Source organism: Peterkaempfera podocarpi (assembly GCF_042466665.1).
Classification (GTDB): Bacteria; Actinomycetota; Actinomycetes; order Streptomycetales; family Streptomycetaceae; genus Peterkaempfera; species Peterkaempfera podocarpi.
On record NZ_CP162102.1, the window covers coordinates 6,450,032 to 6,471,508 of the forward strand.

The 21,477-nt window shown below is 71.5% G+C and carries 23 protein-coding genes, 1 pseudogene and 1 riboswitch; of the genes and pseudogenes, 12 read left to right on the forward strand and 12 right to left on the reverse strand.

Annotated elements, in window-relative coordinates; genetic code table 11:
• Positions 1-53: 53 nt before the first annotated feature.
• Positions 54-932 (reverse strand): GNAT family N-acetyltransferase, encoded by an 879-nt coding sequence (locus AB0761_RS28415; RefSeq protein WP_377271986.1) that lies wholly within the window; start codon positions 930-932, stop codon positions 54-56.
• A gap of 286 nt (positions 933-1,218) precedes the next feature.
• Between AB0761_RS28415 and erpA the strand changes: the two genes are divergently transcribed.
• Positions 1,219-1,572 carry an iron-sulfur cluster insertion protein ErpA gene (gene erpA, locus AB0761_RS28420; RefSeq protein ID WP_111492675.1) on the forward strand — a complete coding sequence of 118 codons (354 nt, stop codon included), beginning with the start codon at positions 1,219-1,221 and terminating at the stop codon, positions 1,570-1,572.
• 94 nt (positions 1,573-1,666) lie between these two features.
• Here the strand turns inward: erpA and AB0761_RS28425 are convergent, their stop codons facing one another.
• Complete coding sequence (locus AB0761_RS28425; RefSeq protein WP_377271988.1) at positions 1,667-2,002, reverse strand: hypothetical protein; 336 nt, start codon at positions 2,000-2,002, stop codon at positions 1,667-1,669.
• On the opposite strand from AB0761_RS28425, the gene AB0761_RS28430 reads away from it, so the two are divergent.
• Positions 1,977-2,315: a hypothetical protein gene (locus AB0761_RS28430; RefSeq protein WP_377271990.1), complete on the forward strand. Its 339-nt coding sequence runs from the start codon at positions 1,977-1,979 to the stop codon at positions 2,313-2,315. The genes AB0761_RS28425 and AB0761_RS28430 overlap by 26 nt on opposite strands.
• Positions 2,316-2,472: 157 nt before the next feature.
• Here the strand turns inward: AB0761_RS28430 and AB0761_RS28435 are convergent, their stop codons facing one another.
• Positions 2,473-2,691 (reverse strand): hypothetical protein, encoded by a 219-nt coding sequence (locus AB0761_RS28435; RefSeq protein WP_377271992.1) that lies wholly within the window; start codon positions 2,689-2,691, stop codon positions 2,473-2,475.
• Positions 2,692-2,923: 232 nt separating this feature from the next.
• Here AB0761_RS28435 and AB0761_RS28440 point away from each other — a divergent pair, with 232 nt between their 5' ends.
• Positions 2,924-3,901 carry a carbohydrate kinase family protein gene (locus tag AB0761_RS28440; protein WP_377271993.1) on the forward strand — a complete coding sequence of 326 codons (978 nt, stop codon included), beginning with the start codon at positions 2,924-2,926 and terminating at the stop codon, positions 3,899-3,901.
• Positions 3,902-3,957: 56 nt separating this feature from the next.
• Here AB0761_RS28440 and AB0761_RS28445 read toward each other — a convergent pair whose 3' ends face one another.
• Positions 3,958-5,415, reverse strand: a complete 1,458-nt coding sequence (locus tag AB0761_RS28445; protein ID WP_377271994.1) for a cysteine desulfurase/sulfurtransferase TusA family protein — start codon at positions 5,413-5,415, stop codon at positions 3,958-3,960.
• 382 nt (positions 5,416-5,797) lie between these two features.
• On the opposite strand from AB0761_RS28445, the gene coxB reads away from it, so the two are divergent.
• From coxB to AB0761_RS28470, 5 genes are all read left to right on the forward strand, one after another.
• Positions 5,798-6,643: a cytochrome c oxidase subunit II gene (gene coxB, locus AB0761_RS28450; RefSeq protein WP_377271995.1), complete on the forward strand. Its 846-nt coding sequence runs from the start codon at positions 5,798-5,800 to the stop codon at positions 6,641-6,643.
• Positions 6,640-8,394 (forward strand): cytochrome c oxidase subunit I, encoded by a 1,755-nt coding sequence (gene ctaD, locus AB0761_RS28455; protein WP_377271996.1) that lies wholly within the window; start codon positions 6,640-6,642, stop codon positions 8,392-8,394. Before coxB ends, ctaD begins: the two co-directional genes overlap by 4 nt.
• Positions 8,394-8,792, forward strand: a complete 399-nt coding sequence (locus AB0761_RS28460; protein ID WP_055586134.1) for a cytochrome c oxidase subunit 4 — start codon at positions 8,394-8,396, stop codon at positions 8,790-8,792. The genes ctaD and AB0761_RS28460 overlap by 1 nt, the downstream gene beginning before the upstream one ends.
• A 192-nt stretch (positions 8,793-8,984) precedes the next feature.
• Entirely contained in the window at positions 8,985-10,280 is a 1,296-nt protein-coding gene (locus AB0761_RS28465) for an Ig-like domain-containing protein (RefSeq protein ID WP_377271997.1), read from the forward strand.
• A gap of 98 nt (positions 10,281-10,378) precedes the next feature.
• A complete protein-coding gene (locus AB0761_RS28470) occupies positions 10,379-10,972 on the forward strand; it encodes a hypothetical protein (protein WP_377271998.1) in 594 nt (197 codons plus the stop codon).
• A 112-nt stretch (positions 10,973-11,084) separates the two neighbouring features.
• On the opposite strand, the gene AB0761_RS28475 is transcribed toward AB0761_RS28470, so the two are convergent.
• From AB0761_RS28475 to AB0761_RS28495, 5 genes are all read right to left on the reverse strand, one after another.
• Complete coding sequence (locus AB0761_RS28475; RefSeq protein ID WP_377271999.1) at positions 11,085-11,480, reverse strand: GntR family transcriptional regulator; 396 nt, start codon at positions 11,478-11,480, stop codon at positions 11,085-11,087.
• Positions 11,481-11,564: 84 nt separating this feature from the next.
• Complete coding sequence (locus AB0761_RS28480; RefSeq protein WP_377272000.1) at positions 11,565-13,223, reverse strand: cytochrome bc complex cytochrome b subunit; 1,659 nt, start codon at positions 13,221-13,223, stop codon at positions 11,565-11,567.
• Entirely contained in the window at positions 13,220-14,272 is a 1,053-nt protein-coding gene (locus AB0761_RS28485) for a Rieske 2Fe-2S domain-containing protein (protein WP_377272001.1), read from the reverse strand. Before AB0761_RS28485 ends, AB0761_RS28480 begins: the two co-directional genes overlap by 4 nt.
• A gap of 8 nt (positions 14,273-14,280) precedes the next feature.
• Positions 14,281-15,087 carry a c-type cytochrome gene (locus AB0761_RS28490; RefSeq protein WP_377272002.1) on the reverse strand — a complete coding sequence of 269 codons (807 nt, stop codon included), beginning with the start codon at positions 15,085-15,087 and terminating at the stop codon, positions 14,281-14,283.
• Between the two features lie 67 nt (positions 15,088-15,154).
• Entirely contained in the window at positions 15,155-15,775 is a 621-nt protein-coding gene (locus tag AB0761_RS28495) for a heme-copper oxidase subunit III (RefSeq protein ID WP_377272003.1), read from the reverse strand.
• Positions 15,776-15,949: 174 nt separating this feature from the next.
• Here AB0761_RS28495 and AB0761_RS28500 point away from each other — a divergent pair, with 174 nt between their 5' ends.
• The 3 genes from AB0761_RS28500 to AB0761_RS28510 all read left to right on the forward strand — a co-directional run bounded on the left by AB0761_RS28500 (position 15,950) and on the right by AB0761_RS28510 (position 19,550).
• Positions 15,950-16,363: a hypothetical protein gene (locus AB0761_RS28500; protein WP_377272004.1), complete on the forward strand. Its 414-nt coding sequence runs from the start codon at positions 15,950-15,952 to the stop codon at positions 16,361-16,363.
• Between the two features lie 226 nt (positions 16,364-16,589).
• A complete protein-coding gene (gene trpD, locus AB0761_RS28505; RefSeq protein ID WP_377272005.1) occupies positions 16,590-17,663 on the forward strand; it encodes an anthranilate phosphoribosyltransferase in 1,074 nt (357 codons plus the stop codon).
• A gap of 120 nt (positions 17,664-17,783) precedes the next feature.
• Positions 17,784-17,901, forward strand: a riboswitch (SAM riboswitch).
• 236 nt (positions 17,902-18,137) lie between these two features.
• A complete protein-coding gene (locus AB0761_RS28510; protein ID WP_377272006.1) occupies positions 18,138-19,550 on the forward strand; it encodes an aminotransferase class V-fold PLP-dependent enzyme in 1,413 nt (470 codons plus the stop codon).
• 117 nt (positions 19,551-19,667) lie between these two features.
• On the opposite strand, the gene AB0761_RS28515 is transcribed toward AB0761_RS28510, so the two are convergent.
• From AB0761_RS28515 to AB0761_RS28525, 3 genes and pseudogenes are all read right to left on the reverse strand, one after another.
• Positions 19,668-19,949, reverse strand: a complete 282-nt coding sequence (locus AB0761_RS28515; protein WP_055586041.1) for an Lrp/AsnC family transcriptional regulator — start codon at positions 19,947-19,949, stop codon at positions 19,668-19,670.
• 57 nt (positions 19,950-20,006) lie between these two features.
• Positions 20,007-20,396 (reverse strand): rhomboid family intramembrane serine protease, encoded by a 390-nt coding sequence (locus AB0761_RS28520; protein ID WP_377272007.1) that lies wholly within the window; start codon positions 20,394-20,396, stop codon positions 20,007-20,009.
• Positions 20,397-20,487: 91 nt separating this feature from the next.
• Positions 20,488-20,844: pseudogene (locus tag AB0761_RS28525) on the reverse strand (rhomboid family intramembrane serine protease); the annotation flags it as partial.
• A gap of 161 nt (positions 20,845-21,005) precedes the next feature.
• On the opposite strand from AB0761_RS28525, the gene AB0761_RS28530 reads away from it, so the two are divergent.
• Positions 21,006-21,275: a hypothetical protein gene (locus AB0761_RS28530; RefSeq protein ID WP_377272008.1), complete on the forward strand. Its 270-nt coding sequence runs from the start codon at positions 21,006-21,008 to the stop codon at positions 21,273-21,275.
• Positions 21,276-21,477 lie beyond the last annotated feature (202 nt).

Sequence of the window (21,477 nt, forward strand, 5' to 3'; positions counted from 1 at the left end):
GCAGGCCCGCAGGGCTCATCTGCCGGGCCGGCGGCGCCGCGGGCCGTCAGCGCTCACAGCAGGGAGCCGTGCGGGATGTACGGCGACGGCGGCCGCATACCGCGCAGCGCCACATAGCCACGGGTGGAGAGGGTCAGACCGGCCTCCAGGCCGACGTCCAGCGCCCACTCCTGCTCCGCGGTGAGGTTGGTGACCGCCGCCTCCTGCCCGTCGGGCACCCGGGCCAGCGCCTCCCGCAGCAGTCGCACCGCCAGCCGCCGGGAGGTGGCGGCCAGCAGGACCACCCGCCCGCCGAGCCGGTAGACATAGCCCGAGCCGGTGAGGGTGTCCGCCACCAGCACCTCGTCGGTGTGCAGCGCCAGGAAGTCATGGTCCACACCGTGCGAGGCGCCCCGCGCGAGCCGGTCCACCGACTCCAGCAGATGCCGCTGGGCCGGGCCGCCCGGGTGGACCGGGATCTCCCCCGGGTCACGCAGTCCCGAGCGGTCCACCGGGCCGTGCAGCTCCATCGCCGGGTGCAGGGTGAAGCCCGCCCGCCGGTAGCGGCGGGCGGCTCTCGGGTCGGGGGAGGAGCAGAGCATGCCGCGCAGACAGCCGCGCCCGTACCGCAGCGTCTGCTCCAGCAGCAGCAGTCCGACGCCCCTGCCCTGCGCCCGCGGACGCACCGCGAAGGCCGCCAGGATCCAGGTGTCCTCCCGGCGGGCCGACAGCGCCACCCCCACCGCCTCGCCGTCCTCCTCGGCGAACCAGCAGCCCTCCGGGTCGTGCCGGGCCAGATGCCGGCTTCTGGCCTCCGCCGCGGCGCGCCTCTGCGGGGTCGTCCCCCGCGCCGGCTCCCCCCGGGACTCCGCCAGTGCGCCGAACGCCTCCTCGCACACCTCCCGCACCCGCCGGGCATCCGCCTCACTGTCACGTACCGGTCGAAGGATCACGCCCCCACGCTGGCACGGCGTACGCCCGGCACTCCAGCCGTTCCGCGGCCCTCGGCCTGATCTCGTCCCCGCCGGCCGCGCGCCGGACCGGGCCGCCGCACGTCCGACCGGGGCGCGGACGGCTGATCGGCCGTGACCGTACCCGAGCCGTGTGCGAGCATGGACGAAACGGGACGCCCGACCGCCGCTTCGCGGCCCGGGAGCCCCGGAACCGTCCCCGGAATAGATCCGGGAGGCCGCCGGTTGGTGACGGCGGCAGTCTGTCGTCAGAACCGGGAGTATGCAGATGACCGTCCAGGACGAGACCACCGTCGAGAGTGGCATCATCCTCACCGATGCCGCCGCGGCCAAGGTCAAGGGCCTGCTCGAGCAGGAGGGCCGCGAAGACCTCGCGCTGCGGGTCGCTGTCCAGCCGGGCGGCTGCTCCGGCCTCCGCTACCAGCTCTTCTTCGACGAGCGTTCGCTCGACGGCGACGTGGTCAAGGACTTCGGCGGCGTCAAGGTCGTCACCGACCGGATGAGCGCCCCCTACCTCGGCGGCGCGACCGTCGACTTCGTCGACACCATCGAGAAGCAGGGCTTCACCATCGACAACCCCAACGCCACCGGCTCCTGCGCCTGCGGCGACTCCTTCAGCTGATCGGCGGCCCACGGGCGGCGGGCACCCGGATCTCCGGGACCGCCGCCCGTGGCGTACCCGGGGTGCGACCGGCCGCGGGCGGCTGCGGCAGCTGTCAGCGGGGGCCCTTCTCCACGGTCGTACCGGCGCCCGGCCTCGGCACCACCGTCGCCCCGGCACCCCGGGGGAGAGCCTTGCCGGTGGAGGCGTCCACCACCGAGCGGCTGCCCAGCGGGCGGGAGAGGTCCGCCTGGACGTTCTGGTACTTGGCGATCATCGGGCAGACCCGGCCCTTGGGCGCCGGCTTGTCGACCACCACCCGGACGGTCACCCGGTCCGCCCTGGACTCGTCCGTGCGCAGTGCGAACGTCTGACAGACCCCCGCCCAGAACCAGACCGTCAGCCGGGTGCCGGAGACGGTGTAGGTGTGCGCCGCCGGACCGCTCGGCACCCCCACCACCGGGCCGCTGGACGCCGGAGCGGGGCTCCCCGCGGACGGCGTCGGAGCGGGACTGCCCGCGGAGGGCGTGGGGCCGGTACTGGCCGTACCCGGGGCGGCGGGCGCGCTCGACGCCCCGCCGGAGGCTCCCGGGCCCGGCGAGGCAGGCGTCACCCCGGCGGTGTCCCGTGCCCGGGGGGTCGAGGACGAGTCCTGGGCCGAGCAGGCCGAACCGGCGCCCGCGACCACCACCGCGACCACGCCGGCGACGATCGCCCACCTGCGTTTCCGGCCCCGGCCATCGCGCGCCGTACCCGCGTCCTGACCGGGTCCCGCCTCCGGAATCCCGGCCGCCTTCTCTGGATCCACCGTTCGCCCTCCTGGCAAGCGACCAGCCGTTCGGGTTCCGCCGAAGCGGCGGAACCGAGGATGGGACGCTGCCGGGCGCGCCCCGGTTCCGGCCGCCCCTCACCAGGCAGGACTCAGACCCCGTACTCCGCCATCCCGGCCACCAGCGAAGCGGCACCCGGCGGCACCGCGAAGCCGCGCCCGGCCCGCGGCCGCGGCTCCGGAGCGGTCGCCAGCACCGGCCAGAACAGACCCAGCCGACGCGAGGAACTCACCAGTCCCGCCAGCGTCTCGGGGTCGGCGTCACCGCGCAGAAAGGCGGGCACCTTGCGGGGGTCGTGCTCGGGCATCATGGCTCTGCTCCGGTTCGCTGGACGGCCTTCGGACGCGCCGTATGCGCAGTTGGGGGCGGGAGACGCCCCCGTTCCGCGACACTAGGCCGCCTCCGGCCCGGCAGCCAGCCTTACCGTACGGTAATTACCCGGACACGCTCCGGGGCGCGACTCCGGCCGGTGGCGCACCACGGCGGTTCACGGCGCGGGTACCGTGTGAGGGACATCGGCCCCCCATCGAGGAGACCCCGCCGTGCGCATCGCCGTCACCGGCTCGATCGCCACCGACCATCTGATGACCTTCCCCGGCCGCTTCGCCGACCAACTGGTCGCCGACCAGCTGCACACGGTCTCGCTCTCCTTCCTCGTCGACACCCTGGATGTACGCCGGGGCGGAGTCGGCCCCAACATCTGCTTCGGCCTCGGCCTGCTGGGCCTGCGCCCGCTGCTGGTCGGCGCCGCCGGGCCGGACTTCGACGAGTACCGCTCCTGGCTGGAGCGGCACGGGGTGGACACCAGCCCGGTGCTGATCTCCGAACTGCGCCACACCGCACGCTTCGTCTGCACCACCGACGCGGACCACAACCAGATCGCGTCCTTCTACACCGGTGCCATGGCCGAGGCACGCAACATCGAGCTCAAGCCCGTCGCCGACCGTTTCGACGGCCTGGACATGGTGCTCATCGGGGCCGACGACCCCGCGGCGATGGTCCGCCACACCCAGGAGTGCCGCGACCGCGGCTACGCCTTCGCCGCGGACCCCTCCCAGCAGCTCGCCCGGATGTCGGGGGACGAGATCCGGGAGCTGATCGACGGCGCCGAGTACCTCTTCACCAATGAGTACGAGGCCGCCCTCACCCAGACCAAGACCGGCTGGAGCGCGGACGACATCCTCCAGCGGGTCGGCACCCGGGTCACCACCCTCGGCGCCCGCGGCGTGCGGATCGACCGCCGCGACGGCACCACCATCGAGGTCGGCTGCGCGGAGGAGAAGGCCAAGGTCGACCCCACCGGCGTCGGAGACGCCTTCCGGGCCGGCTTCATGGCGGGTGTCTCCTGGGAGCTGGGCCTGGAGCGGGCCGCCCAGATCGGCTGCATGCTGGCCACCCTGGTCATCGAGACCCTGGGCACCCAGGAGTACGAGCTGCGCCGCGGCCACTTCCTGGAGCGCTTCTCCAAGGCGTACGGCGACACCGCCGCCGCCGAGGTCCAGGAGCACCTCGGCGGCTGACCCCCGTCGGCCCGGCAGGGCCGCGCGGGCCGCAGGGCCGGTCGCCGAGCGGCGGATCAGCCGCTGCGGCGCACCACGAGATAGGCGGAGCCCCGGTCGCCCCCGTAGGCGGCGGCCGGGGCTTCGCCCGCGTACTCCTCGCCGCGCATCTCGCACCAGGCGGGGATGTCCAGCCGGGCCGCCTCGTCGTCGGAGAGCACGGCGACCGTGCCGCCCGTCGGCACCTCGCCGATCCGCTTGGCCAGTTCGATCACCGGGATCGGACAGCGCCGCCCCAGGGTGTCCAGCACCAACGGCCCCACCGGGGCCTGCGGCCCGGTGTCGGCCGCCGCGGCGGCCGAGGACGGTGGCAGGGGCTGCGCCGGGGACGGCAGCCCGAGCGGGGCCCGCACCGCACCGACCAACCCGGGGAGCAGCTCCAGGAACCGCCGCACCTCGGCCTCCTCGGTGCCCGGGGGCAGCGAGACCCTGACATTGCCCTCGGTCAGCACCCCCATCGCCTTGAGCACATGGCTCGGCGTCAGGGTGCTGGAGGTGCAGGAGGAGCCGGAGGAGACCGCGAAGCCTGCCCGGTCCAGCTCGCCGAGCAGCACCTCGCCGTCCACATAGAGGCAGGAGAAGGTCACGATGTGGGGGAGGCGGTGCACCGGGTCGCCGACCACCTCCACATCGGGCACCGTCTGCGGCACCCGGGCGCGGATCAGGTCCACCAGGGCGCGCAGCCGGGCGTCCTCCGCCTCGGCCTGCTGCCGCACCGCCCGCAGGGAGGCGGCCGCGGCCACGATCGCGGGGACGTTGACAAAGCCCGGCACCCGGCCGCGCTCCCGCTCGTCCACCGGCAGCGGGGAGGTGTAGCGCACCCCCTTGCGGACCGCGAGCACCCCCACCCCGGCCGGGCCGCCCCACTTGTGGGCGCTGGCGGCCAGCAGCGACCAGCCGCCGGGCACCGCCGCCCGGCCCGCGCTCTGTGCCGCGTCCACCAGCAGCGGCACCCCGGCCTCGGCGCAGAGCCCGGCGACCTCGGCGACCGGCTGCACGGTGCCCACCTCGTGGTTGGCGGACTGCAGACAGGCCAGGGCGGTGCCGGTGCCGGACCCGTTGGCCGGGTTCAGCGCCGCGGCGAACTCTGCGGCGTCCACCCGCCCCAGGCGGTCCACCGGCACCTCGGTGACCGTGCCGCCGGCGGTCGTGTGCACCTCGGCGGCGTGCAGCAGGCTGGAGTGCTCCACCGCGGAGTGCACCAGGTGACGTCCCCTCCGCCGGTTGCCGGACAGCGTTCCCAGCACACCGAGTTGTACGGCCTGCGTCCCGGAGGAGGTGAAGGAGATCTCGTCGGGACGGGTGCCCAGCACCTCGGCTGTGGTCTCGCGCGCGGCGTCCAGCAGCATCCGGGCCCGCCGCCCGTCGCGGTAGAGCCGGGCGGGGTCGGCCCACCCCTCGTCCAGGGCGGCCGTCAGGGCCTGCCGGGCGACGGGGTGCAGGGGAGCGGTGGAGGCGGCGTCAAAGTACGGCACACCCGCCACCGTAGCCCGATCACCGACCGTCAGCAGCCCGACCCGGCGCAGCGCTCGGCCCGATGCCGGTACGACGGTCATCCGATCACATGAATACCCCGCGCGGATGCGCCTCATGCGCGCCGCGAGGCCCGCGGCGAAGGAGTCCCCCGATCGGCTGTACGACCGCTTTGACCTGCGATTCCACCCCTTCGGGGGCTGATCGGGTACCCGGACGGCGCGTTAGCGGGACCTGCCCGTGAGACCTCGACAAGCCTGGAGTAGGGTTTGGCGCGCATAAACATCCAAACCCTGCCCGTGGCCGGGCCCCACGGGGTTGAAGGCGCCAAGCCCTTCTGCCCCTGGCGGTGCGATCGCGGGCGAGACTTCGGGAAGGCGCTACGTGAGTCCCAACGGCTCCGACCGCTCGCCGCGGCGCACGATGCGGCGGAAGCTGCCTCAGGCGCTGGCACTGGGCCTCGTCATCGCGACCGCCAGCGGCTGCTCGTCCCAGGACCTCCCCAGGCTCGGCCTGCCCTCCCCTGTCACCAAGGAAGGACCTATCGTCCTCCAGATGTGGCAGGGCTCCTGGATCGCTGCACTCGTTGTCGGCGTGCTGGTCTGGGGCCTGATCCTCTGGAGTGTGGTCTTCCACCGGCGCAGCCGCACCAAGGTGGAGATCCCGCCCCAGACCAGGTACAACGTGCCCATCGAGGCGCTCTACACCGCGGTCCCCATCATCATCGTCTCGGTGCTCTTCTACTTCACGGCGCGGGACGAGAACCGCCTGCTGGAGACCTCCAAGAAGCCCGACCACATCGTCAACGTGGTGGGCTTCCAGTGGAGCTGGGCGTTCAACTACGAGAACGACGAGCACGGGAAGAACACCGCCGGTGCGTACGAGGTGGGCTCCCCCGCCCAGCCGCCGACGCTGTACCTGCCCAAGGGCGAGTCGGTCCTCTTCAAGCTGACCTCCCGGGATGTCATCCATGACTTCTGGACGGTCAACTTCCTGATGAAGATGGACGTCGTCCCGGGCCTGGTCAACCAGTTCCAGGTGACTCCGACCGCCTACGGCACCTTCCGCGGCAAGTGTGCGGAGCTGTGCGGTGTGGACCACTCGCGGATGCTCTTCAACGTCAAGGTCGTCTCCCCGGCCGACTACCAGAAGCATCTGAAGGAGCTCCGGGCCAAGGGTCAGACCGGCGCGGTGCCCTCCGGCATCATCACCACGGGAAGTGAGAAGTGACCATCCTCAACGAGCCCCACGGGGCAACCGGGGGTGCTGCCGCGGCCGCGTTCGGCGGGGGTGAACCGCGTACCCGCAAGGGCATGTCCGCGGTGAAGTGGCTCACCACCACCGACCACAAGACGATCGGCACCCTGTACCTCGGCACGTCGTTCGCGTTCTTCCTGATCGGCGGCGTGCTCGCCCTGGTCATGCGCGCCGAGCTGGCTCGTCCCGGGACCCAGATCCTGTCGAACGAGCAGTTCAACCAGGCGTTCACCATGCACGGCACGATCATGCTGCTGATGTTTGCGACGCCGCTCTTCGCCGGCTTCGCGAACTGGATCATGCCGCTGCAGATCGGCGCGCCCGATGTGGCGTTCCCGCGGCTGAACATGTTCGCCTACTGGCTCTACCTGTTCGGCTCGCTCATCGCGGTGGCCGGCTTCCTCACCCCGCAGGGTGCCGCCGACTTCGGCTGGTTCGCCTACTCGCCGCTGTCCAGCGCCATCCGCTCGCCGGGTGTCGGTGCCGACATGTGGATCATGGGTCTGGCCTTCTCCGGCTTCGGCACGATCCTGGGTTCGGTCAACTTCATCACCACGATCATCTGCATGCGGGCTCCCGGCATGACGATGTTCCGGATGCCGATCTTCGTGTGGAACGTGCTGCTCACCGGTGTGCTGGTGCTGCTGGCCTTCCCGGTGCTCGCCGCCGCCCTCTTCGCCCTGGAGGCCGACCGCAAGTTCGGCGCCCATGTCTTCGACCCGGCCAACGGCGGAGCGCTGCTATGGCAGCATCTCTTCTGGTTCTTCGGCCATCCAGAGGTCTACATCATCGCGCTGCCGTTCTTCGGCATCGTCTCCGAGATCATCCCGGTCTTCAGCCGCAAGCCGATGTTCGGCTACTCCGGTCTGATCGCGGCCACGATCGGTATCGCGGGCCTCTCGGTGACGGTGTGGGCGCACCACATGTACGTCACCGGCCAGGTGCTGCTGCCGTTCTTCTCCTTCATGACCTTCCTGATCGCGATCCCGACCGGTGTGAAGTTCTTCAACTGGCTGGGCACCATGTGGAAGGGCTCGCTGAGCTTCGAGACCCCGATGCTCTGGACGGTCGGCTTCCTGGTCACCTTCCTCTTCGGTGGTCTGACCGGTGTGCTGCTGGCCTCGCCGCCGATCGACTTCCATGTCTCGGACTCGTACTTCGTGGTGGCCCACTTCCACTACGTGGTCTTTGGCACCGTGGTGTTCGCGATGTTCGCCGGCTTCCACTTCTGGTGGCCGAAGATGACCGGCCGGATGCTGGACGAGCGGCTGGGCAAGATCACCTTCTGGACGCTCTTCATCGGCTTCCACACCACCTTCCTGGTGCAGCACTGGCTGGGTGCCGAGGGCATGCCCCGCCGGTACGCCGACTACCTGGCGTCCGACGGTTTCACCACCCTGAACACCGTCTCCACCATCGGTTCCTTCCTGCTGGGCCTGTCGATCCTGCCGTTCCTCTACAACGTCTGGAAGACCGCCAAGTACGGCGAGAAGGTCACCGTGGACGACCCGTGGGGCTACGGCCGCTCGCTGGAGTGGGCGACCTCCTGCCCGCCGCCGCGGCACAACTTCCTCACGCTGCCGCGGATCCGGTCGGAATCCCCCGCGTTCGACCTGCACCACCCGGAGATCGCCGCCCTGGACTACCTCCAGAACCACGGCGAGCCCGCCAAGCACCTCACCGCTGCCGCGGCCCCTGGTGCGCAGAAGGAGGGTGACGCCTGATGAAGGAACAGGGCAAGATCTTCGCCGGCCTGGCGGTCTTCATCCTGGCCGTCGCGATCACCTACGGCGTCTGGTCGAAGGAGGCCGCGGGTACCACGGCGCTCTTCCTCGCCTTCGGCCTCTGCATCTTCATCGCCTTCTACCTCGGCTTCACCGCCCGTCGGGTGGACACCGGGGCCGGGGACAACCCCGAGGCCGAGGTCTCCGACGACGCCGGCGAGCAGGGGTTCTTCAGCCCGCACAGCTGGCAGCCGCTGGCGCTCGGCATCGGTGGAGCGCTCGCCTTCCTCGGAGTGATCTTCGGTTGGTGGCTGCTCTACTGGTCCCTGCCGATCATCCTGGTCGGCCTGTGGGGCTGGGTCTTCGAGTACTACCGGGGCGAGAGCCAGAACCAGTGAACCGCTGATCCCAGCGGATCGACGGCCGGGGCCGGACACCTTCGGGGTGTCCGGCCCCGGCCGTTCCGCGTTCCCGTACGCCGCAGCCACGCGGGGAAGCCACCCATATGGCGGTATCCCCTTCACCATGGAATGCCCTGATCATCCCTTCTTTCTACGATGTGATGGATTGTCGGTGATACGGAGGCAGCGATGAGCACTGCGGTCAGGATCCCGCGAGCGGTGCTGCTGCCCGTGCTGGGCCCGCTGGCCCTGCTCGGGGCCGCCTGCACCACCGCTCATCCCGGTACCGACACGGCCCGCCCCCCGCGACAGGTGGACGTCGCCCCGCTGATCCGGATGGCACCCGCGGCCGGCGGCACCGCGGACCCCGCCGTACCGCTCACCGTCACCGTGGTCCGCGGCCGGCTCACCGACGTCACCGTCACCGCCGCCGACGGCCGCCAGGTCGCCGGCCGCCTCTCCGCCGACCAGCGCAGCTGGCAGAGCACCTCCCCGCTCGGCGCCGGAACCCGCTACCGGGTCCGGATCAGCGTCGACGACGGCCACGGCGGACGCGGGGACACCACCACGGTGCTCACCACCAGAACCGGCACTCAGCTGCTCACCGCCGTCCTGGGACCCTCCCAGATCGTCGACGGGGGCAGCGGCGTCTACGGGGTGGGCGAGCCCGTCACCGCCCAGCTCTCCAAGCCGGTGCGCGACCCCGCGGCACGCGCCGCCGTGGAGCACGGGCTGAAGGTCACCTCCCAGCCCGCCGTCAGCGGCGCCTGGCACTGGGTGGACGACAGCACCCTGCACTTCCGCCCCGAGCACTACTGGCCCGCGCACGCCGCCGTGCAGGTGGCCTTTGACGCGGAGGGCCACCACATCAGCAAGGACCTCTACGGCGGTGCCGTCAGCAGGGTCGCCTTCCGCACCGGGGACCGGGTGGAGGCCCTGGTGGACGCGGCGACCGACTACATGACCTTCCGCCGCAACGGCCAGGTGGTCAAAACCCTCCCGGTGACCACCGGCAAACCCGGCTTCGAGACCCGCAACGGCATCAAGGTGGTGCTGGGCCAGGAGGCCGAGGTGCGGATGGACGGCGAGACGGTCGGCATCGCGGCCGACAGCGCCGACAGCTACAACCTGGACGTGCTGTGGGCCACCCGGCTCACCTGGAGCGGTGAGTATGTGCATGCCGCGCCCTGGTCGGTCGGCTCACAGGGCCATGAGAACGTCAGCCACGGCTGCACCGGAATGTCCACCGAGAACGCCCACTGGTTCTACCAGCAGGTGCGGATGGGCGACATCCTCCAGGTGGTCAACAGCCACGGACACCCGATGGAGCCGTTCGGCAACGGCTTCGGCGACTGGAACGTCTCCTGGAGCGACTGGCTGGCGGGCTCCGCCACCGGCGTCGTGCTCTCCACCGGAACGCCCGGGACTGCCCTGCCGAGCGGGGTGCGGGTCCGCTCGACGAGTCCGCTGGCGCCGCTGCTGTGAAGGCCCGTGCGGCCGCTGTACGGGCCGACCGGCCGTGAACCGACCGTATGCCGCCGCCGTATCCCGCCGGGGTGGGGCAGCTGGGAAGGAAAGTGACCATGGGTGGTGCCATTCGTCCCGCTGCGCGCCGCAGCAGGCCCCGGGCTGTGGGTGGTCTGCTGGCCGGTGGCCTGCTGGTCACCGGGACGGTCGTCGCTCTGCTTGCCGCGTTCTGGGCGGACGACACCACGGCCGTCAACGGAGGCGTCCCGGTGGTCCGGGTGCTCGGCGTCAGTCAGAGCTCGGACTGCGCGGCGCTGACCGCCGCGCTCACCGCCGGACGGGACGTCGACACCGCCCAGGCCATCGCCTGCGACCAGCAGGAGTCCGTCCGGATGGACGTGCTGCGCAGCAGGGCCAGGGCGCGCGGTGAGCAGTCGGCGGTGGGCTCCAGCCCCACCTGCGCGGCGGTCGACCGGCGGGCGGCCGTGGGAGATCCCACCCTGGACTTCGACCTGGCCTTCCACTGCCGGCAACGGGAGCGCTTCGCGGGCCGCACCAATGAGCTCGACGGTGTGGCCGGCCACGACATCACCTCGCTCTGCCGGGGCGTACGGGCCCGCCGGGACCGCGGGGAGCCGGTGGCTCCGCTGCCCCTGGCCTTCTGCTCCCAGGAGACCGTGGCGACCGGGCAGCCCACCAGCCCCGGCTGACCGGCCGCCAGGCCGGGCCGCGTCCGCTCGGCGGTCCCGTACCCGTCCGGCGCGGGCGGTCCCGCGCGGCGCCCGGGCCGAAGGCCGTACCGGGGGCCTGCGGCGCCCGGGGTCACTCCTGCGGTGCGTCGGACGCCTGCGGTCCATAGGCGGCGCGCAGGGCCGTCACGGCGGTCCGCAGGGCCTCCTCCTGGGTGAGGCCCAGATGGAGGGCGCGCCGCGCGTAGTCAGCCGCCGCGGCGGCGGCATGGCGCTGGGCGGCGTCCCCGGCGGCGGCGATCACCGTGCCGTGCCGCCCGCGGGTCTCCACCACACCGTCGGTCTCCAGCTCACGGTAGGCGCGGGCCACCGTGTTGGCGGCCAGCCCGAGCTCCGCGGCGAGGGCGCGTACGGCGGGCAGCCGGTGCCCGGTGGGCAGCTCTCCGGAGCGGGCCAGCTCCGCGATCCGGGTGCGGATCTGCTCGTACGGAGGGACGGGTGAGGACGGGTCGACGGAGAGCTGCACCATGCGATACCTCGGGGTCTACGGCCGAGGGCCCGCCTCCGGCGGATGCCGGGGACGGGCCCTTGGGTGGCGTTGCGTGCGGGACGGTCAGTGGTGGCCGTGGCCGCTGGTGATCTCGCGGTACTCCTCGGCGCTGGGCTTGGGGATCTGCCCGTCGTCGCCGAAGTAGCTGCGGGACAGCTTGGCGCGCAGCTTCTGGGCGCGGGTCACCTTGCGGGCGACCCCGTTCTCGTCCACCGCTGCGGGCAGCTCGGCGGGCTGGTGCTGCTCGTGCGCGGTGAGCTTGTACAGCTGGCCCGGCGTCAGCGGCTGGTGCACCTCGACGAACTCGCCGTGGGGCAGCCGCTTGATGATGCCGCTCTCACGGCCGTGCAGCACCTTGTCGCGGTCGCGGCGCTGCAGACCCATGCAGATCCGCTTGGTGACGATGAAGGTCACCACCGGGACCACGAAGAAGCCGATCCGCATCGTCCAGGTGATCGAATTGATCGACAGGTGGAAGTGGGTGGCGAACAGGTCGTTGCCGCCCGCGATCAGCAGCACGATGTAGAGGCTGATCCAGGCCGCACCGAAGGAGGTGCGGATCGGGGCGTTGCGCGGGCGGTCCGCGATGTGGTGCTCGCGCTTGTCGCCGGTGACCCAGGCCTCCACGAAGGGGTAGACCCAGATGGCCACCAGGACCAGCGGGAAGATCATCAGCGGGATGAAGACACCCAGGTTGAGGGTGTGGCCCCAGGCCCGGATCTCCCAGCCCGGCATCAGCCGGATCAGGCCCTCGGAGAAGCCCATGTACCAGTCGGGCTGGGCGTCGGTGGAGACCTGGTCCGGCCGGTAGGGGCCGTACGCCCAGATCGGGTTGACCGTGGCGATCGCGGAGACCACCGAGATCACACCGAAGACCAGGAAGAAGAAGCCGCCGGCCTTGGCCATGTAGACGGGCATCAGAGGCATGCCCACGACGTTCTTCTCGGTCCGGCCGGGACCGGCGAACTGGGTGTGCTTGTGGTAGAAGACCAGGATCAGGTGGGCCACCAGCAGGCCCAGCATGACGCCCGGGATCAGCAGCACATGCACGGTGAAGAGCCGCGGGACGATCTCTGTGCCGGGGAACGGGCCGCCGAACAGGAACATCTGCAGGTAGCTGCCGACCAGCGGCACCGCGAGCACGGCGCCCTCCATGAACCGGATGCCGGTGCCCGACAGCAGGTCGTCGGGGAGCGAGTAGCCCATGAAGCCGTCGAACATGCCCAGGAACAGCAGCAGGGCGCCGAACAGCCAGTTGATCTCACGGGGCTTGCGGAACGCGCCGGTGAAGAAGACGCGCATCATGTGGACCAGCATTGCGGCCACAAAGACGATCGCTGCCCAGTGGTGGATCTGACGGATCAGCAGGCCACCGCGGACGTCGAAGCTGATGTCCAGCGTGGAGGCGTAGGCCTCCGACATCCGGATGCCGTTCAGCGGCGCGTAGGAGCCGTGGTAGACGACCTCGCCCATGCTGGGCTTGAAGAACAGGGTGAGGTAGACACCCGTCAGGATGATGATGATGAAGGTGTAGAGGCAGATCTCACCCAGCATGAAGGACCAGTGGTCCGGGAAGATCTTCCTCAGGTTGGACTTGGCCAGGCTGTAGATGCCGAGCCGTCCGTCCGCCCAGTCGGCTGCCGCCTCGGCCTTGTTGGCCGGCTTGGCACGACTGCTGCTCGGCTGAGCGCCGTCGGAGGCGGCGCTGCTCGCGGCACTCATGCGCGCTCCCAGTAGCTCGGGCCGACGGGGGCGTTGAAGTCACCCGTGGCGATCAGGTTGCCGTCCGTGTCCGTCTTGATCGCCAGCTGCGGCAGCGGGTGGCCGGCCGGGCCGAAGATCACCCGGGCGCCGTCCGCCAGGTCGAAGGTGGACTGGTGGCACGGGCACAGCACGTGGTGGGTCTGCTGCTCGTAGAGGCTGATCGGGCAGCCGACGTGGGTGCAGATCTTGGAGTACGCCAGGATGCCGTCGAAGCCCAGCTTGCCCGAGGCGCGGTCCTTGATGTCCTCCGGTGCGATGCGCACCAGCATGACCGCGTCCATGGCGATGGACTCCTGGAAGGTCTCCGCGGACTCCGCCAGGCCCTGCGGCTTGGCGAACACCAGCGAACCGACCTGGATGTCCTCGGCCTTCAGCGGCTCGTCGGTGTTCATCGAGACCAGCTTGATGGGCGAGGCCGGGGTGGCCTTGTCCCAGCCGGTGTGCTCCAGCTTCTTCTCGGGCAGCGGGCCCAGGTCGCGCAGCAGCATCACACCGGAGAGCGGAACCAGGGCCATCGAGCCGATCAGCGTGGTGCGCAGCAGCCTGCGGCGCCCGAAGGCGCTCTCGTCCGCGCCCTGCTTGAAGTCGGAGATGACCTTGGCGCGGACGTCGTCCGACGCCTCGATCGCGTGCCGCTCGTCGGCGACCTCCACGTCCGACATCAGCGTGCGGGCCCAGTGGACCGCACCGGCGCCGATGCAGAACAGCGCGACGCCGAGGGTGATGCCCAGGGCGAAGTTGAGGATGCTGACGTGGCCGAAGGGCCAGATGAAGACGATCTTGTCGATGTCGAAGGCGACATACGACGCGATGAAGGCGATGGTGGCGATCATCGAGATCGTGAACAGCAGCGCGACCTGACGCTCTGCGCGCCGGGCGGCGCGCTCGTCGATGTCCGTGCGGCGGACCTCGTGGGGCGGCAGCCCCGGGTCGGCGAACGGGTCGGCGTGGGGCTCGACCTCGTGGCCCTCGGAGCCGTGACGCTCCGGCAGGTTCTCTTCAGACATGTCCTGGCTCATGACTTCTTGGCCTTGGTGGTGTGGGCGGCGACCCAGATGGCGACGGCGATCAGCACGCCCAGTCCGAAGATCCAGCCGAACAGGCCCTCGGTCACCGGGCCGAGGCTGCCGAGGTCCATACCGCCGGGGGAGGGAGCCTCGGCCGTGTGCCGGACGAAGGCGACGATCTGGCGCTTCTGCTTCTCGGGCATGACCGAGTCGGGGAAGGCCGGCATGTTCTGCGGGCCGGTCTGCATGGCCTCGTAGATGTGCTTCGGCGAAGTGCTGTCCAGCGCCGGGGCGTACTTGCCGTCCGTCAGCGCACCGCCCTTGCCCGCGAAGTTGTGGCACTGCGAGCAGTTGGTGCGGAAGAGCTCTCCGCCCGCGGCGACGTCATTCGGGTCCGACGAGGTGTACTGGTCCTTCGTCGGGGCGACCGGGCCGGGGCCGAGCGAGGCGACGTACGCGGCGAGCTGGTCGATCTGGTCCTGCGGGTAGATGTTCTTCTTCACAGGAACCTGAGCGCCGGGCTGCTGGGCCGGCATACGGCCGGTCCCGACCTGGAAGTCGACCGCTGCGGAACCGACGCCCACCAGGCTCGGGCCGTCGCTGGTGCCCTGTCCGTTCAGACCGTGGCACGAGGAGCAGCCCACGGCGAAGAGCTTCTTGCCCTGCTCGATCGCGAGCGACTGCGACGAGGAGTCGGCCTGCGCCTTCTCGGCGGGCGCGAACGCGGCGTACAGCCCCCCGGTGGCCGCGAGCGCGAAGAGTAGGACGACAAGCGCCGCCAGCGGGTGGCGCCGTCGTGCGGAGAGCTTTTTCACGGATAACCCCGGTGTGAGGATCTTGGTCGTCTGGGATGTCTGTCGGCAGGTGGTCGGCCCGCGACCGCTACTTGATCAGGTAGATCGTCGCGAAGAGGCCGATCCAGACGACGTCGACGAAGTGCCAGTAGTAGGACACCACGATCGCGGCCGTGGCCTGCTCGTGAGTGAACCGCTTGGCGGCGTACGTACGGCCCAGGACCAGCAGGAACGCGATCAGACCGCCCGTCACGTGCATGCCGTGGAAACCGGTGGTCAGGTAGAACACCGTGCCGTACGCGTTCGAGGACAGCGAGAGGCCGTCGTCCTTCACCAGCGAGGTGTACTCGAAGATCTGACCGCCGATGAAGATCGCGCCCATGATGAAGGTGATCACGAACCACGAACGGAGCTTCTTCACGTCGCCGCGCTCGGCGGCGAAGACACCCATCTGGCAGGTGAAGGAAGAGAGCACCAGGATCGTGGTGTTGGTCGCCGAGAAGGGCACATTGAGCGCGCTCGCGTGCTCGTGCCAGAAGGCAGGCCCCGTCACGGACCGGAGCGTGAAGTACATCGCGAAGAGGGCCGCGAAGAACATCAGCTCGGAACTCAGCCAGACGATGGTTCCGACGCTGACCATGTTCGGCCGGTTGACCGATCCGTGCGCGTGCCCGGTTTCTACTGCTGTTGCTGTCGCCACGACCGACATTATGTCGGTCCCTTATTCAGCCTTCACTCCGGGGGTGGTCCCTCGGTGTGTCCGGGTTGTGACGTACCCTCCAACGGCTCACACGGGGTGTCGCGAGCCGTGATCGGGAGTACCATCCACCAGCAGCGAAGTGGTCCCGATCACATCCCGCCAAGACCCCCGGGGGCATCTCCCATGGCGCACGAGACCGTCACCGTCCTCGTCTACAGCGACGACCGCAACACCCGCGAGCAGGTTCGCCTGGCGCTGGGCCGACGTCCGGCGGCCGATCTGCCGACGCTGGAGTACTTGGAGTGCGCCACGGCGCCCGCGGTCGTCCGCGCGCTGGACGCCGGGGGCATCGACCTCTGCGTCCTGGACGGCGAGGCGGTTCCCTCCGGCGGTATGGGCCTGTGCCGTCAGCTCAAGGACGAGATCTACGGCTGCCCGCCGGTCCTGGTGCTGATCGGCCGCCCGCAGGACGCCTGGCTGGCCGCCTGGAGCAGGGCCGACGCGGCCGTCTCCCACCCCGTGGACCCGGTGGCGCTCTCCGGCGCCGCGGCCGAGCTGCTGCGGGCCCGTGCTGCGCGGCGGATCCACGCCTCCTAACGCCCTAACGCCCGTTCCGCAGCCCGCCGGACGACTCCCGTCGGGTGCGGAGCGCCCGCCCGGCCGGACCGCCGGGCAGTGCCCACCGCGGCGCCCGGCGGAGCGGCGCACCGCCCCACCCGTCTCATCGGAAGAGATGGGTTCGGCAGTGTCCGGGCGCCCCGCCGCCACGGCTGGATAGGGTGGCCTTCTCCTTACTGTCCACAGGCGAAGGCTGGAGTTGGTCATGGCGAACGTGGCACCTGCGAGCGGCGGCGGCGACCCCGTGCAGGCACGGTCCTGGCCGGACATCCTCGCTGCTCTGATGCAGCGCGAGGATCTCACCGCGGCCGACACCGCCTGGGCCATGTCGCGGATCATGAGCGGGGAGGCGTCCCCCGCCCAGGTGGCCGGGTTCATGGTGGCGCTGCGGGCCAAGGGCGAGACGGTCGAGGAGGTCGGCGGACTGGTCGAGGCGATGTACGCCTACGCCGAGCCGCTGGAGATCCCCGGACCGGCCGTGGACATCGTCGGCACCGGCGGCGACCGGGCCAAGACGGTCAACATCTCCACCATGTCGGCGATCGTCGCCGCGGCCGCCGGCGCCAAGGTCGTCAAGCACGGCAACCGCGCCGCCTCGTCGGCCAGCGGCTCCTCCGACGTCCTGGAGAAGCTCGGCGTCAGCCTCGACCTCTCCACCCGCCGGGTCGCCGAGGTCGCCGAGGAGGCCGGGATCACCTTCTGCTTCGCGGCCAAGTTCCACCCCGCGATGCGGCACACCGCCCGGGTCCGCCTGGAACTCGGTGTCCCCACCGCCTTCAACATCCTCGGCCCGCTCACCAACCCCGCCCGGGTGAAGGCCTCCGCCATCGGCTGCTTCGACGCCCGGATGGCCGGGATCATGGCCGGAGTCCTGGCCCGGCGCGGCTCCACCGGCCTGGTCTTCCGCGGCGACGACGGTCTGGACGAGCTCACCATCACCGGCACCTCCCGGGTCTGGGTGGTCAAGGACGGAGCGGTCACCGAGACCTCCTTCGACCCCCGTGACCTGGGGATCACCCTGGTGGGTATCGAGGCACTGCGGGGCGCGGACGCCTCGTACAACGCCGAGGTCGCCCGGCGGCTGCTGGCCGGCGAGCGCGGCCCCGTACGCGACGCGGTGCTGCTCAACACCGCCGCGGCGCTCACCGCCCTGGACCTGACCGACGCGCCCGTCACCGACCAGCTGGCGGCGGGCGTGGAGCGGGCCGCGCACGCCCTGGACTCGGGCGCCGGGCTGCGCACCCTGGAGCGGTGGGCGGCCGCCACGGCCCGCGACTGACATCCGGCCGAGGGGGGCGGGGAGCCGTACGGACGGCTCGCCGCCCCCTTTGCCTGGGTGCCGTCCGTATCGCGGACGGCGATTGGGACGGCGGCTGGTCCTCTGCCATACTCCTCGGCAGGTCATGAGTGACAGCAGAACAAGCCCCGGCTTGCTGTCCGGCAACCCTCCGTCCGTGGCGGGGTGCCCCGGGTGAAGACCAGGCCGCAGGCAGTGGTGCCTGTGGCAAGCGCGGACCCCTTGCGCGTCCTGGGGTCCTGGTCCCGAGGAGCCTTACCCCGATGAAGCGAATGCGCTAGAGGCCGACGGCCTCCCCACCCCCGCCGCCGCCCGGTGCGCCCTCTGCTGCGCCCGACCGGCCCCGGGACGACCTCTCACAAGCCCGCAGCCGTGTCCGGCTGCCGCTCCGGCACGGCATCGCCGCGCCGCGGTCGCCCCTGCCCGCGCACCCTCGCCCTCGCCCAGGAGCCCGCCATGACCGCTCAGTCCGCCGCTGCCGCCCCCGCTCCCGTCGCCGCCGCGCCCTCCGGCTGTGCCCACGCCGACTGCGCCCCGCTGCCCGTCCTGGGTCAGACCGTGGAGGTCCCGCTGGTCAGCGGGGAGAAGGTGACCTACGCGGCGCTCGACTACGCCGCCAGCGCCCCCGCCCTGCAGCGGGTCTGGGACGACGTCGCCGCCTACGCCCCGTACTACGGCAGCGTGCACCGCGGCGCCGGCTATCTCTCGCAGCTCTCCACCGACCTCTTCGAGCAGAGCCGCCGCACCGTCGCCGACTTCCTCGACCTGCCCGAGGGCCACCAGGTCGTCTTCACCCGCTCCACCACCGACTCGCTCAATCTGCTGGCCGCGGTGCTGCCCGCCGGCACCCGGGTCCTCGCCTTCGAGACCGAGCACCACGCCTCGCTGCTGCCCTGGCGCCGCGACGGCCTGACCACCACCTACCTGCCGGCTCCGCGTTCCCCTCGGCAGGCCGTGGAGACCCTGGTCACGGCACTGCAGACGGCGCCCGAGGGGCCCAAGCTGCTCTGCGTCACGGGCGCCTCCAACGTCACCGGGGAGATCTGGCCGATCGCCGAGCTCACCGAGGCCGCCCACCGCCACGGCGCCCGGGTGGTCCTGGACGCGGCGCAGCTCGCCCCGCACCAGCGGGTGTCGGTCCGCGAGCTGGGCGTGGACTGGGTGGCCTTCTCCGGGCACAAGCTCTACGCCCCGTTCGGCGCCGGTGTGCTGGCCGGCCGCAGCGACTGGCTGGACGCCGCTGAGCCGTACCTGGCGGGCGGCGGCGCCAGCCGCACCGTGGCCCGGGACGACGACGGCGGCGTCACGGTGGAGTGGAACAGCGGTCCGGCCCGGCACGAGGCGGGTTCGCCCAATGTCATCGGCGCCTATGCGGTGGCGTCCGCCTGCCGGGCGCTGGCCGAGGCGGGCTTCGAGGCGCTGGAGGCGCGCGAGCAGCAGCTGCTGGCCCGGCTGCGAGCGGGGCTGGCCGAGGTGCCCGAGGTGCAGGTGCTCGGCCTGTTCGGGGATGCCCACCCGACGGTGGGAGTGCTGTCCTTCGTGGTCCGGGGCTGGAACAGCTCGCACTTCGCCGCCGCACTCTCCGCCGAGTACGGCATCGGGGTGCGGGACGGACTGTTCTGCGCACACCCGCTGGTGCGCACGCTGCTCGGCGGGACCGAGGACGCGCCGTCGGAGTGCGGCGCACCGGAGCCGTCGCTGCCGGGGGAGCGCAGCCTGAACGCGATCCGGGTCAGCTTCGGCGCGGGCACGCCGGACGAGCACATCGAGCGGTTCCTGGGGGCGGTGCGGGAACTGGTCACCGAGGGCGCCCGCTGGTCCTACCGCACCGAGGGCGGCCGCTGCGTCCCGGACAACCGTCGCGGCTGACCGGCGCCCGAGCACGAGCCGATCCGGCCCCGCGCACGATCCGGCCCCGCGCACGATCCGGCCCCGCGCATGACCCGCGCCCGCCCGCCCCGTGCCCGGGGCGGGCGGGCGCGGCCGCTACTCGTCGAGTCCGAGGGCGAAGGCGGCCTCCAGGTCGTGCTGGGAGTAGGTGCGGAAGGCGATGTGGGTCTCGGTGTGCTGCACACCGGGGACCTTGTTGAGGTGTCCGGGGATCACGTCGGCCAGGTCCTCGTGCCGGCGGACCCTGACCATCGCCACCAGGTCGTAGGTGCCGGTGACGGAGTAGACCTCGCTCACGCCGTCCAGGGCGGCGACCGTCTCGGCGATCTCGGGGATCCGGTCGACGGTGGTCTTGATGAGCACGATCGCGGTGATCACGCGGGTCTCCTGATCAGGTGTGGAGGGCTGTCCGGCCAGCGTACTGAGGCAGGTGGATCAGGCGGGCCCGGGGTCCGCCCCGCGGCGCGGCGCCGACGCGGCCACCACCGGCGGTGCACCGCGGCCGCCCCGGTACAGCGCCCAGGTGCAGAGGAACCCGGCGGCGAAGCCGATCACATGGACCAGATAGGCGACTCCCGGCACGGAGTCGTCGGCGGAGTGCGCCCACCACCACTGCGCCGCGAACCAGAGCCCCAGCACCAGCCAGGCGGGGAAGCGCAGCGGCAGAAAGAGCAGCAGCGGGACCAGACTGGTGACCCGGGCCCGGGGGTGGAGCCGCAGATAGGCCCCCAGCACCCCGGCGATGGCCCCGGAGGCGCCGATCAGGGTGCGGTAGGCGTCGGCGGTGTGCAGCTGCGCCAGTGCGTAGCCGTAGGTCGCCAGCACGCCGATGCCCAGGTAGAAGGCCAGGAAGCGGATCCGGCCCAGGCGTTCCTCCGGTGCTGCCGAAGACGAAGAGGAACAGCAGGTTGCCCAGCAGATGCAGCCAGCCGGCGTGCACGAAGAGCGAGGTGACCACGGAGAGCGCGGGCACCTTGCCGGCGGCCCCCGCCGCCGGCAGCGGGCAGCGGGGTGCACCCGGGGGTGGCGGGGGCACCTGGTCGGGGCGGAGGACCCGGTTGTCCAGCAGCTCCTGGGGGACGGCGCCCCACCGCTGGTCGTAGCGCTGCTGGGCGCAGGCACGCTGCCCGGCGGGTCCGTACAGCGGGTCGAGGCCGGATGACGGGCTCACGGCGAACACCGCGGTGTTGACCGCGATCAGTGCGTAGGTCACCAGCGGCGGTCGCCGGAACTGATGCTCGTCGTGGACCGGGATCACCATGGTTCGGAGCATTCCTCGGTGGGCCCGCGGTGACACCGGGGATGCTGCGGACGGGCGAGCGCCGGGGGCGGTCCGTGCGTCCCGAGGTGCGAACGTCCTGTCCACGGGCGGTGCCGCAGGGCCTAGGGTTTGGCGTACGCGATCGTCCGGGACGACCGAGAGGAACCATCCAGATGCCTGTCCCGCTGCCCACCCCTGGGACCCGGTGGCGCTGCACCCTGTGCGGCAACCTGACCCGCTTCGACGTCACCCGGGCCTCCCGGGTCAAGGAGTTCATCCACCTCGACCTGGCCGGTGAGCCCAGGGTGGAGGAGCGCGAGGTGCTCAGCGAGACCGTGGAGGCGGTCCAGTGCCGCTGGTGCAACGCTGTGGACCAGGTGGAGCTGGTGGACCGCCCGGGGGCCGGCGGCGAGCAGGCCTCCGGGGAGCCCGGTCAGGCCTGATCCGGGGTGTGCCGCCCCGGGCCGGCAGAGGTTCGGGCGGCACCCTGCCGGGCAGGAACCGGCACGCGGGAGAATCGTAGATGGCGGTGTACGGGGAGGCGCCGGACGAGACGGAGCGGAGTCGTGGACGTGGTGGAGAGAGCTGGATCGGCCGCCGGGCCGCAGGGTCAGCAGCCCGCGGTACCGGAGGCGGCCGTTGCCG